Annotated in this window: 8 protein-coding genes; all 8 read right to left on the bottom strand. The window is 54.0% G+C overall.

The window, feature by feature from the left end:
* Positions 1-9 precede the first annotated feature (9 nt).
* The 8 genes from LA321_RS09995 to LA321_RS09960 all read right to left on the bottom strand — a co-directional run bounded on the left by LA321_RS09995 (position 10) and on the right by LA321_RS09960 (position 12,895).
* On the bottom strand, positions 10-1,842 hold the full coding sequence (locus LA321_RS09995) for a vWA domain-containing protein (protein ID WP_201942168.1): 1,833 nt from the start codon (positions 1,840-1,842) through the stop codon (positions 10-12).
* Positions 1,843-1,979: 137 nt separating this feature from the next.
* On the bottom strand, positions 1,980-3,044 hold the full coding sequence (locus LA321_RS09990) for a hypothetical protein (RefSeq protein WP_042070169.1): 1,065 nt from the start codon (positions 3,042-3,044) through the stop codon (positions 1,980-1,982).
* A gap of 5 nt (positions 3,045-3,049) precedes the next feature.
* On the bottom strand, positions 3,050-5,752 hold the full coding sequence (locus LA321_RS09985; RefSeq protein WP_042070170.1) for a putative virulence factor: 2,703 nt from the start codon (positions 5,750-5,752) through the stop codon (positions 3,050-3,052).
* The gene (locus LA321_RS09980; protein ID WP_042070171.1) at positions 5,749-8,817 is read right to left on the bottom strand and encodes a virulence factor SrfB; all 3,069 of its coding nucleotides are present in this window, start codon (positions 8,815-8,817) and stop codon (positions 5,749-5,751) included. The genes LA321_RS09985 and LA321_RS09980 overlap by 4 nt, the downstream gene beginning before the upstream one ends.
* A gap of 18 nt (positions 8,818-8,835) precedes the next feature.
* The gene (locus tag LA321_RS09975; protein ID WP_082043368.1) at positions 8,836-10,305 is read right to left on the bottom strand and encodes an SrfA family protein; all 1,470 of its coding nucleotides are present in this window, start codon (positions 10,303-10,305) and stop codon (positions 8,836-8,838) included.
* Between the two features lie 65 nt (positions 10,306-10,370).
* A complete protein-coding gene (locus LA321_RS09970; RefSeq protein ID WP_042070172.1) occupies positions 10,371-11,510 on the bottom strand; it encodes a hypothetical protein in 1,140 nt (379 codons plus the stop codon).
* Positions 11,511-11,604: 94 nt separating this feature from the next.
* The gene (locus tag LA321_RS09965) at positions 11,605-12,096 is read right to left on the bottom strand and encodes a hypothetical protein (RefSeq protein ID WP_042070174.1); all 492 of its coding nucleotides are present in this window, start codon (positions 12,094-12,096) and stop codon (positions 11,605-11,607) included.
* A gap of 76 nt (positions 12,097-12,172) precedes the next feature.
* Positions 12,173-12,895, bottom strand: a complete 723-nt coding sequence (locus LA321_RS09960) for a hypothetical protein (RefSeq protein ID WP_042070175.1) — start codon at positions 12,893-12,895, stop codon at positions 12,173-12,175.
* Positions 12,896-13,350: the final 455 nt, after the last annotated feature.

The raw sequence follows: 13,350 nt of genomic DNA, 5'->3' as shown, positions 1-13,350 counted from the left end.
TACAAAGCATCAGGGCATCATTTCCAGAGGAACCGGATAGACATGATCACGGGGATCGCTATCCTTGGCCAGCGCCACCCAGCGACTGACATCAGCATTGTAACGCTGGTAATGGCGCAACTTGGTCGCTAGGGTGCGGATAAACTTCTCCTGTGCCAACCCATCCCAACTCTTCCAGGTCTCCTCATCCAGATTGAGTACATCACTGCGATAAGGCAGATCGGCAAGGTATTCCCCCATCACCCCCAGACTCGTGATGCTGGTATTATCCAACTGCTTGAGCTGATTGGGATCAGCCCCCATGGTCGCAGCCACCGAGCGCAAGCGCTCGAACATCTTGGCCGGTGAGATCATGCCTTCATTAGCCGCATCCAAAATCTGTTTCACCACATCGCTAAGATCACTAAGCTGGCCCTTGGTGAGCAGCACCCTGACCTCGGTGGTCGGGATATTCTGCTTGATCAGATCCCGGTCACTGATCCAGGCCTCGAACACCAGAGGAGCCTGTGTTCCACTCTTCTTGCCGAGGTAGGAAAGCTGCATGGCATGACCGATTAGCGCAGTATCTTGCAGCAATTTTTGCTCCGGGGTGAGCGAATCATCCTCCGTGGCGTTACTGGCGCTGCCGATGGCAGGTTCGCCAAAGTAGGATGCTTTTACCTGCTCGGTGATGGCGGTAGCCAACGCATCAACCTTGTCACCAAACTCGTTTACATCGCCAGCATTGACCGGATAGTAAAGCGAGGTATTGGTACCACTGTAAGTCGATAGCTCCTGATATTGGCTCGCAGCCTTGGCGTGATCTTTCTTACCCGCCGCCGTTTTCAGGTGCAGGGTATATATCGCCACACCTGGGTTGGCAGCTTCCAAGCGGATTTGCTTGGCATCCAATCCTGTCGTAGAGAGCTTGTTATCCCCCTCTATCGCACCTGCATCGGTGATCAGCACCACATAACGGGCTCCAAAGTGGCTCCAGTCGACCTGGTCTATTGCCTGCATCACACCTGCATACGCATCCTCATTGAACAGCTTGCTCGAAACGGTCGCCTGCTTGAGATCGGCCACTTTTTTCAAAAAATCGGCACCATCTTTGATTTCATTAGGATCGGCATACATGCGGGTGGTGTATTCCAGACCAGGCACCGCCTGGGCGTTGGAGCGAAAGGAGATCATGCCAAATTTCACCTGCTGACCCAGATTTTCCTTGTTGATCCGCTCATAGACCTTGCGCACGGCCTCCCGAGTTCGCTCGATATAAGGCCCCATCGAGATGGTGGAATCCACCACGAACACCACAGCAGCATTGAACTCCTTGAGCTGGCTCACCTTGGCACTGGGTTCAACAGTGGCCGCCTCGGCCTTGCTGACCGAGGCCACATTGAGCAAACGGGTGTAGAAACCATCCTCGGTCATGACCTCCTCACCACTGAGGATGGGTAACAGATAGAACTGTTGCTGCAGATCGACAAAGTACTCGGGTTCTTGCGCCAGCACCCCGCCAGCATTGCCCTGCTTCTTCAACGCAGCGCGCAGCGGTGCAACCTTGGCGACCGGATCCGCCGCCTCCAGAATCTGATCGAGCTGATCTCGCTCCTTGAAAAAAAGCAGGCGATCTCGGTTAGCCGGATTGGTGAAAGCCAGAGTCAGCTGCATCTTCCAATCCACAGTACAAGACTGGGGTAACCAACCGATGCTCTGGCCATAGCTGTCGGGGCCGACCTTTACCCAGCCGGCCCCCTTGGCATTGACCTGCTCATAGACATAGAAGCTACTGAAGGCTGGTTGCAGCACCCCAGACGTCTGACCCGCCTCGGCCACCAACTCGCAACCGGGGGTGGTCAATACTCGTTGATATAGGCTCTTTTTCCCCTCCTGTAACAATGGACGATGCTCCGATGTTGTCTCGGCCGCCGCCGCACCTGCGCCCCCCAACAGCAGCATGAGTACTGCCGCGCCGCGCAATGACCTAGTTGCTGCAATCACTTGCTTAACTCCTCATAGCGCTGTTTGGCCTCGCCATTGTCGGGCTCAACCTGAAGTACTGTGTCATACCAATAGGCTGCAGTGGCGTTATCAGCCTCTTTAAAGCAGTCGTTCGGCTGGTGGAACTTGGGATCATATTCACGGGCATAGGCCAGGGCCACCTTGCTATCTCCCCCCTGCGCACGGTTGGCATAAAGGCGCTGCGCCACACCACATTTCTGGGCTGATTTGGCGCTTTGGATCACCGCCAATAAGGTATCGGTTGGCGACTGCTGTGCAATACAGGCTTGCACAAACTCCAATTCGCTCTTCGTCGCCAAATTAGCGGCACTGCAACCATCCTCAGTTGCCTCGCCGCTGGCTTCATTAACCACTGGTTCTGCCGCCACCGGTTCGACAGCCGTTGCAGCAATAGGCTCGATCACTGGTGCAGTTGCTGAGCGGCTAAACCAGAAGATCAGGGCGCCAATCAGCAGCAACAGCACCACCCCACCTAGGATCAGCGGAGTCTTCGATTTAGGAGCAGCAGTAGTGGCCGCCAGTAAGGGCGTCTCCACCGGCACGGGCGCTGGTTCGATCTCGGGTTCCACACGGAAGGCTGGCAGTTCAATCTCAACCGGCACCTCAACTGGAGCTAAATCTGGCACTGGAGGAGCATCAACCTCGGGTGAGTTAATGACACTGCTGCCACCATATTCACCCACCTCGCCTCGAGCACTGGAGGGGAATACCGCCTGGCGTGCCACTTGCAAGGTGGTATGACGGATTTCACTAGAAGCCAGCTTGACGTTGATCTGAATTGGGCTTGAGTTGACCAACAAGGGGTCCACGATCGCAGCACCCACCCGAAAGCCGCTGCCGCTTTGTAGCGGATAACCGCCACTGATGCCAAACCAGTGGGGGGCGGGGCTCCACAGCCCCCCCTCTTGCAAATAGTTCTGCTGATTATTGAGAAGAGAAAATTCGAGCCCCTCCACCAGCTCGGAGATGCCCCGCAACCGGATTAGTAGTTGGGCTTCACCCGGCACAGCGGGGTCGGTAGCAATTATTTTGGCTAGCATGGTGCTTACTCTTGTTTTAATTGATGGATGATCTGGCCCAGACGCTGATTCTGATCGTGAGAAATATCCCGTGTGGCGCTATGGCCCGCGTTATCTTGGGTGATCAGCACCAGGGAAGAGAGCCAATCCCCCAAATACGCCATGGCAGGATTGAGCGGAGTGGCAGGCAGGCAAGGTAACTCGTTTTGGCCTATTGCTGAACCACGGGCAAATAGCTTGCCCTTAGTGCCCGCAAAGCTGTGTGGTACCTTCTCTGGTGGCATGGCCAAAAAACCAAACCAAGCCACGAAATCGCGCAATGTAAGCTGAGCCTTCATCACTTGCCGTGCAAGCTGTTGTTCTCGCCGCACCCCCGCCTGCTCCTGACCAGCCAGGGTTCGTTTCAACGTTCCCTCCAGATCCAGACGGTTAGCCGCAGTGACTAACTCTTCAGTAAGTAAGTCTATCAATTCGGTCTCGATACCGAGCTGAGCCAGCAGGGTTTTCCGGGTGGGCAGATCCCGCAAATGAGCGACCCATGCCTTGAATGCCTCACGGGCGAAGCTATCATCCTGGCCTACCCGCTCTTCAGCCTTGGCGGCTGTGTTCACCACGGCGACATCAGCCTGATCGAAAGGATTGCTCGTAAATGGGCTGCTATCAAAAGGACTAGCGCCAAAAGGTGTCTGCCCAAACGGGTTCGCCGGGCTACTGCCATAAGGAGAGATTGCGGTGGCTTCTCCCCCATCATCCTTGGGGACATCCTCACGAATACTGAGGTAGATATTGCTCAGTTCCGCTGAGGGCAGATCCAGCTGGCTAATGAGCTCACCAAGGGAGTTAACACGTGCGCCAAGCCCAGTCCAAAGCTGCTTGCCTATCTCCCGCTTTTTCGCCAGCTGGCCGTCACCATCTTGCTCATACCAGCGCCCTAGCAGTTGTTCCGCCAGCTCTTTGCGCTTGGCGTCGAGCTGCTGCTGGAGTCGATCAAGCTTGAATTCAAGATGCGCCACCCCCCTCAGCTCTTGTCCAAGCAGGGCCATACCACCATCATTGAGCGACAGCATCGCCGTCCACGCAGCTTCGGGATCAGCCAAATGTTGCGCAACACCTTTTCCTGCAACAAAAGAGGTCGCCATCTGTTGCAAGACATCAGCATATTGCGGTGCGACAGCCACTTCTCGCCCACCGTCTATGCTCAAGAAAGGGACCGGCATGCCAGGCTTGCGCACCAAGAAACAGTTGTTAAATGGGCGCCCCGGAGCCCACTCCTGGATCCACTCATATTGGCCAAAACGTTCCAGCAGGGTTTGCTGCATCAGGCCATCCCAACCTTCCTTGAGCTGAGCAGATGTCAGGTTAAGCCCGCTATTGATCCGTATATCAAACATGGTCAACGCCCAAAACAAGCCTGGTTTGCGGCTCTGCCGCTCACTGGCACACTTGCCCTGGGTCTTTTCTACCCAGCGCGTCAACACGGGCCCCACACTGGTCACATCACTCTGCTTGGCGGCGCTGGCACAAACCACCAAGGCATTCATCTCCTGATTATCGGTATAACGCTCGAACAAATACGCGACCTTGCCACGTAGCAGCAGCTGAGAAATAGGACTACCACCTGCGCTGGCAGCCTCTTCCAGTTTACTAATTGCGAGGCGACCTCGGTAGCCGGGGAAATCGAGTAGATCCACCTGCTCCACCAAGCTACCCGCAGCCCCCTCGACCATAGGAAAGATCAACTCGGTGGTCAGGGCTGCCAGCTGGGCCTGGGCAATCGAGGCTGGCATATGCCGGCCGTCCGCCCCCAAGAAACAGATCTCGACGGTCCTGTCCTCGGCTGAACCCAACAAGCCGAGACTGTCCACGTTCATGATGCTGACGCTGCCGTTACCTTGATTCAACAGGCAATCAAGAGGCGCGTAAACGGTCTTGGCATGGCCCAGTCTGGCAAGGCTGGTTGCCAGGTTACGATAAATCTCAGTCAGCTCGGTTTGCTCACCCCATAGCAGGGAGAACAACTCTGCCCGCTCAGCGGGCATCAGTGTGGGTGCCAGTTGTAATACTCGTGGCCAATAGCCATGCTCGAGCTTTTCCACCGACTTCCTAAAACTGCCGTTCAAATAGTCCCACAGGGCCACCACATCATCACGGCTGACACCATTGTTGGCGACCGGGTTGATGGGGCGATGCTCAAACGGCTGCAACCGCGCCTCGATACGCGCCTCATCGAGCTGATAGCTCAGCAGCTCGTGGTTGAAATCGTTGAACCAGGTGTTGGCCAGGATCTTGGCTAAGTCAATCTCGCTAAACAGCTGTAAGGGCACGGGGTACTTCACCGGAGCAGCGGTTTTGGCACGAGTAAACCTCGTGACCAGACCTGTAGCCTCTTTGCCGCCGCCCACAGGGTTCACCTCTTTGATGAAGTCAACCTTACGCTCCCCATAGCACCCCTCCAGCGCACCATTACCGCCGGCTGCCAAGGCTGATATCAGATAGGATTTACCCGCTTGGGAAATGCCGAAAAAACCCACCGTCATGGGGGTCCCCGCCACTCGCTTGAGGCTGTGAGCCACATTGCGAGCCCGATGCAAACTGAGGTTAAGCTTATCCGCCTCATTATCGAGCCGGTGGGAGTCATGGCGCACTACATCGACCCAGCCAAGTGCATCCTGGGCGCTGCGCTCGATTGTCGCCCACCCCTGACTTAAGGTCTCCTGTTGAGGCTTCATTGTTGTTTTACACTCCCGCTATCTAACCAGTGTCTGCTATCTATGAGTCCGGCATCTGGCATAGTGTTGAGCTCCAGCTCCAGATCCCGCTTATTAAATGTTTTGTCAGTATTGCTACCTACCTCACTGACTATCAGCTTGTCACTGATAAGCCCCAATGCCCTGGCCCGGTTATCCTTGCCGATGGCCAGCTTGACCTCCAGATAGGGTGAGCTGCCATCCAAAGACTTAGCCTGGGTATATTTGGCTCGACCCTCATCACTGAAACGCAAGGTATAGAAGGGGGCGGCGGTCCAGCGTTCAGCATCAAGCTGGCGATATCCTAGACGCAAGTCACCGCGCATGATCCAGACTGGGGTATCCGTATCTTCACTGCCAACCTTCGGCAACCGGATCTGGCCCTCGAACGACTGAATATCACGGTAGGTCACATCGTGATCGCGAATGATATTTTGCAGATCGATGATCCCCATATGGCGAATGGTGGAGTAAGGCTTGAGCGCTGCTGTACGGAAATGGAAGTTAGGAATACTGTGATTGGCACACAGCAAGGTGATCATGGCCCCCACCGAGGCAGTACTCTTTGGATCATCAATTTGACCATTCTTGTGGAACGGATACCAAGTGCCAGTATGGTAACCATGTAGCGGCAAAATGCGTCCCGGCGGTAATGGCAGACACATCCGAATGAAGGCCTGAATGCCCGGTAGCAAGGAGGGGCGCCCGGTTAACAGCAGCATGTCGCAATGGTAGTTAGCCATCACCTCACACAACGCGGTCAACACCTTGCAGATGTTGAAACGACCAGACAGCAGTGCCTGATGCACTTGTGCCACATTGAAGGTGATGGGCACCTCGCGCAGCTTGAAGTCACAGCCGCCGCCCGCTTTTTGTACCTCCCGCTGTACAAACGCCTCGACTGCCGCACTGATGTTATTGGCTGGCACCAAGTCGCCATAACGCAGGCTCTCGCTCACGTTCGCACCCAAGCCCTGCGGATCGTACTGTTCATAGCGACCGAGTAAATCAAGGGCTATCGGGACAAATACCTGTAAGTTGAGTTGCTGGCGCAGCACAGCTTCCGCCGCGCTCACGTTATTGGCACCACAAAGCTGCGACATGAGGGTATCAACCGAGCCAACACCACTCTGTTTGAACGAGGTTTCCAGCGCAGGCAGCACCAACAGCTGGATAACATCGAGCAGCACATCGTCCCCCGCTATCTTGAAACTGTCGCGAAAGCGCTGCTGTGGCACGATATGGGCATTGACACCAGCCCCCTGTTGCCCGCTGCGATCGAGAGCATAATCGGTGATGACCAGATCCGTGGTGCCGCCCCCAATATCGATGGAGGCTAGGGTAATACTCTCACGGTTCTTTCTATCGGGGCGGCCCAGCGCGGCAAAAAACTCCTCCGGATGACCGGCAAAGTTCTGGTTTATCTCGGTATAGAGATAGACCAGCTGAGCACAGGAGGCCTCATCCCACTCCACTCGGACGCGGGGCAATGGCACTTGGATATTATCCTGTATATCCCCATCTTCCTGACGACGATAAGGGTCTTGTTCCCCCTGATGCCAGCGCAGCGCCTTCCACACCAACCCGACGGCCTGGTGCATCCGTTCATCAAGAATACAGCGTTCGGCCATCGGCATGCCGGGCGGCACAGTGAGAATGATATTGCGCAACTGACGCGGAATACCGGCATGCCCCTGGCGAGTTCGCTGCGCCGGGCTGTTGATCTGGGTCAACGCCTGGGTCAATACCTCTGCCAGCATAAAGGTCATCAAGGCACTGCGCGAGTAGCGGGGCGTAAACACCGGGATGCGATCCATCTCATCCTCTATGGTGTGCAGCGCTTCCCCTTTTTCATTGATAAGGTTCGCAAAAGGGGCCGCCGTTGCCAGCGAATGGGTATCGTGCTGCTGATAAGCCGAGTTGAAGCGCCAGCCCTGACCATAGAATTTTTCATCCCAGAGGTAGCGCTTCGGGCTAGATAGACCTGTCGACCCTTCACTGCCGCGACGGCGGCTGGCCAAACGGCCAGCCTCATTGCCGATCCGGGCTATGGTCGGCCATTGAAATGCATCATGGCGACCACTGCGAACCGAGCAGTGATCCTTGCCAAAGAAGGCCTGAGAAAATTCGATGCGACTCTCGAAGGGCTGGCTATATACCTGTTCAGGGGCGTTTAGATCCCGCAGTTGCAACACATAGTTGTGCATCAGGCCAGAACCGGACTGACCATGATCCTCAATCAAAATGCCACAGGTACGAGAGTTACCCACATCGAGAACCAGATCCACCGGGATCGGCTTGATGGCATTGGTCTCGCCGTTAGCGATGATCCGAAATTGCGGTATCTCGACCCTTGGCGGCTCTTTGCTTTGCTGATCAGCGACCGGCTTCGCCAACAAGGAGAGCAGATTAAGGTAATGTGCAACTGGGTATTGTTGCTGTATCTCGCTATCCCGTTCCTCTCTATCACGCCCTTGGCTTGCATCATTAAAGACCTCAAGCAGCCACTCTTTTAGCCAAGGCTGGGTCAAATACCAACCAAGGGCATAGGTCGAGGTGGCAAGTTGGAAGGTGGCCCCTGCACTGACATCTTCTTGATTGGGCCCCAGATCGGCTGAGCCGTGCAACTTGGCCATGATCCGGGTATCAAAAGCCAGAGTCAGGCGATGGGTATGGCCATCCAAGTCCGGCTCTTGCAGTTTGACCAACCGAAAACGTGCCCAGTTGATCGGTCCCTCGTTGTAGAAATGGGGAGAATTAAACCGGAACAGCGGCAGCGGTAGCCAGGTCCCGTCTAGCAACTCGAGGCTGCTCTTAAGTGCGATATCATACTTCGCGCGCGCCTTTTCGATGGCGTCGGGCCCTGGCTGGAAGAAATGGAAATCCTTCTCTTCGTTGTACAGTAGACGAGTGAGCACGCCGCTGGCCAGCTCAACAAACTCACCTGCCTGCTCGCGCCCCAGCGTCAGACCGAAATCCATAAACTGGATTCCAGAATCACCCACCAGGGTGACCTGACGATCAAATGGTTTTATTTCTGGCAACATGATTATCTCTTCCTGCCCTTAGGGATTTTGCTGGCGCATCTTGATGGGGAACTGCTGCTCACCCTCATTGCGGCCCACGCAATCGGTACCATTGTCCGTTCCTGGCTTACATTCGATTTGAGGGATCATATAGCTGGATCCATCTGCACACCGCGCTTGCCTCAGATTATTAATACTCAATTGGCCGTCTTTCATTACACCGCTAGCCGCGCCCCGGCACACAACCCCATTGGACTGGCGCAAGCTAACTTGGCCTTTACCCTCTTTGAAGCTGTATTGCAGTTGCAAAGGCTTGCCGGTCTGGGTGTCCTGAATACCCCCGTTAACTTTCCAGTCACCGTCTAAAAACTGGGCGGGTCCATTGGCAATGGTCGGCGGTATCGTCAGCTCCTTACCTTGAGGTACCGGATGTGCGACATCAGTGCTAGGGGGACTTGCTGGCGGTAATGTGGGCGGCTCTAGGTCTGCAGTTGCGCTCGGCATCGAAGCTTGCGGGGGGCTTGCTGACACAGGCTCCTCACCGCTAGCCAAGGGGGCTGGTGGAGGCGTAAGCGGATCGCCTGACGCTAAAGCGGCGCTCTCCACCGTGGTATGCGGCTCTGATGCTCGACTAGGTATTGTCGCTGCCACATCAGCAGGACCATGCGCAGCGGGCAGCGCTTGCCCTGATGAGGGAACAGCTACTGCACTATCCCTGAGTATTGGCAAGCCCATCGATGATACGCCTGGCAGCGAAAAGCTGGGGGCACAGGATCGCAAACCAAACAGCAATAATGCCAACAGGGCCAGCAACAACAGCGGCCAGAACAACCAACGCCAACGCCAGCGACTCCACCAACTCGCGCTCTGGATTGTCGGTGTTACCGGCTGGGCATACATGGGGATTGCCGGCACCGCGCCTGTTGTTGGCACTATCTCACACGCAGGGGCAAGCTCTGCGACAGGGGCACTCGCGGCTACTCCCGGCGTAGTCAAGCTCGGGCTCACAGGCTTTAGCCAGTGCATCGGGTCACGTTGTTCGTCGTTATCGTGCACAAATCCCCAAAACGTGATTACCAATACCCCATCAACCAGATAGACAAAATCCTGATCCGGAAAATTGACTACCTGTTTGAGCAAACTTGCAAAGACCCGTTTATCACCCCCCCTATCCTTGTTATCAGTGGTCAGCAGTTGCTCGCTCAGTGCCAGCACAGCTAACTTGAAGGATTCAAGCTGCGAATAAGCAGCCGCTCGCTCAGACTCCGTGGCACTGTTCCATGGGATCACATCTCCCGCAAAACTACTGTACCAATCGGTTTTATCCCCCCCTTGATGGTTTTGCGGAATGGCCAAATGGCGTGCAAGCTCCTGCCCCGTATCCAGACGACGGATGGTCTCCCGTAATTGAGTGGCCATACGGTAGACAGGGAAACCGGTCTCACCGAGCGCCTTAAACGCAGAATTATGACCACTGCGCAGTAATGGACCCTGGATGGAATCCTGCATCTATAAACCCTCAAAAAATCTAATTATGTTATTGCGAGACTCAGCCCTTGTGACAGCAGGACGGCTCAACCTTTACCCTTGGTTGAATGCCACTCCAACCCCCATCCAAACGCCTTATCGATGCTCTTTCGATCGTCAAAATACTGGTTTATCCGTTCAACTTTGATGGCGCCATCAACATTAATTAACCGAGCGATGACACTCACAGGCATGTCTTCATCCCCTTCGGTCAAGCGCGTCGTAATGGGTGACTGACCGGGAATATGTATGGTGATGGTGGCCTGAGTATTTTGCCAATTGGAAGCACCGCTATAAATGAAGGCATAAATCAGCACCTCATCGATCTGCTGCCAATGAGAGCCGTTAATTAGCAACCACTCCCCATGACTGTTGTCCCCACTACGATCATCTCCCTCCAACGCCACATAAGGCACGTTGTCATAATCACCAAACAGACGACTGAGCGCTTCAACCCCGGTTTTTTTCTGATTTTTCAGCCGAACAAACGCAGCGACATCCAGATCGATCGCATTGTCTGGGTTAGGGTTAGTCCAATTGAGATTGACCCGAATACGACCATAATCGTGTTGCTTGACTAGGCTGACGTTGGGCTGTTCTTTGGTCAACTCGGTTAGCTGCTTACCGTCAGAGGGGAGATCAACTGGGAATAACGTAGGCCAGCAACGCAGCAGCAGGATCCCTAGTAGCAGCGCCAATAATATCGCAGCCAGACAGCCATGATGCCTAGCGGTAATCCAGTGTCCCTTGTGAAGCCTCGGGGTGGGTTCTTCTAGCAGAATTGGGTCTGCAGGCTGTTGCGGGATCCCCCAGTGAACCAACACCGGCTCACCATTGATGCCGTAGCACACTAGTTGTGGTGTCTGCTTGAGCAAGTTATGCAGTCGCTCGGCATGAACTGGCTCACCACGGCGAGCCAGCTCTCCTGCCAGTTGACGGATCGCCTCTTGGCGAAGCAAACATTTCTCCTGCAGCACGGCTTGTTCTGTAGCAGGGAGCGCATTCAGCAGTATGGGTTGCCCTTCACGCTCGCTCCACCACTCCAGATTACCATCGCGGCTACGACGCGCCGTCGCAAACAAGCTGGTAATGAGGGGAGGAAAATAACGACAGAGTACGGCAAGGCTCTGCTCATAATTTTCGAGCGTTTTTTCGTCAATCGGAAAATCCGATATTATTCGCTGCATAAAGAGACTTCATATCCAAAAGCACGCTAAAGAGTGCGTGCTAACAAACACTCTGCTGCCAAGATGACCTTAAGCTAGGTCTAAAAAATCAGCTCTAATAACCCAGACTTTGATTCAGCTCTTTAACCTTGGCTTCGAGTTGTGCTGCCTCCTCTCGCTTAGCTGCAACTTGAGCCGCATTGTCATTTGAGGAGGGAGTGAACTGCTGTTCTGCTTTCGCCAATGCGTTGATCTGCCGCTGTAGACCTGCTTGCTTACCACCTTTAACTTTCAGTTGGGCAACTAGTTGGCTCAATGAGGCTTTCAGTGCCTGTTGATCAGCCTGCTCTTGTGCCAAAGTCGTATTTGAATGCTGCTTGCGACTTTCCATGTCGATCAAAATTTGATGCGACAGTGCATTGAGCTCCTGATTTCGTTGTAGCTGTTGCTCTTGGTCATTAACCTTTTGGCGGTATGCTCCAGAGGAATCACAACTCATTTTTGTGAGGAGGCTAGCGCTACGGTTGGCAGGATCGCAATCAGCTGGGGTGGTAGCACAACCCGTTAATACCAGCAAGCTACTCAGATAGACGGCTCTAAATTTCATAACATTTTCCTGTCAATACCCAGATAGACCCAGGATATTGACACCCCCTTAACGATAATGATGCGATGGTCGATATTCAACCAACAGTGATGGCGCTGCGCTGGTCATAGAGGCCATTAACCTCTTTTTCCAATACGGCAATCTGCTTGTTCAGCTCAAGTACTTTGGCATTGACCATTGCCAACTCGGCCTCGGTTGCCTCACTCTGCTCACTTTTAGCAACTTGTTGGTACTCGGTCGCCTTCTTACGCATATTGGTCAACTCTTTGTTAAGTTGAGCCAGATCTGCATCGACTTTGCCGAGTTGACGCTGTGCTACCACCTTGTCAAAACCCGCTTGGTCTTTATTTTTAGCAATTTGGGTCAAGGTTTTACTGTTGTCAGCAATGACCTGCTTGGCAATATTGGTGCGAGCAACCACGACCTCGGTGTCTTTTTGAATATCGTTGTTCATTGCCTGCAAACGATCGGTGGTATTGGCATACTCGGCGCGACGAGAATCAAGATAGTAGTTTGCCCCCATTGCCACACCACATGCAGCTATACCCGCTTTTATTGCACACTGAGTTTTTTCTTCTGACTTCAAAAGCATGCAAGCTGCAACCCCCATACCTGCGGCAACGGCACATGCCTGGAATCCAGACGCACTAAAAAATTCAGCCTCTTGGCCATTAGTAAGTCTTGAATCTGTTGCCGGTTGATTCCCTGTCACCGAGCTCCCAGTGCTAGCACAGCCAGAGAGAATAAGGCTGGCGGAAACCATTAAACAAACAGCTGTGCGTTTAGCCGTAATTTTCATCTTCAAAAACTCCGAACGTTGTAAAAAATGAATCTATGCCTCTAATCAGCAGTGCTAACTCCGTTTGGCACCAGACCCTATAGGCTCCCCATACTACAGCGGCAAACTTTTCCACACACCTCGATTCAGCTTTGACAAACAAAAAACTTGAGCATAGTCAAATTCCTATATGGATATGACTAGACTTGTTTGTTAATTAAACAGTGATACACCGCCTGAATGAACGACTCAGCACTATAAGTAGTGAGTCACGATGCCTACCTCCCGATTGATACAGATAAACGCCGGGGCTTGCGGGTGGTACTGGTAGAGCCGCGCCAATTCGGCACGAAACGCCTCAACGTTTGGCGCCATCACATGGTTGGTATCCCCCTCGGCGTAGGTAAAGCTCTCCAGCTTCTCTGTGTTAATCCAGATGCCAAAGTACCAGGCATCCTCCTCGGTGTCGTACTTGC

Source organism: Aeromonas enteropelogenes (genome assembly GCF_020097295.1).
In the GTDB taxonomy this organism is placed as follows: domain Bacteria; phylum Pseudomonadota; class Gammaproteobacteria; order Enterobacterales; family Aeromonadaceae; genus Aeromonas; species Aeromonas enteropelogenes.
Note: the sequence above shows the minus strand (reverse complement) of the source record. Positions and strands in the feature narration are given on the sequence as shown.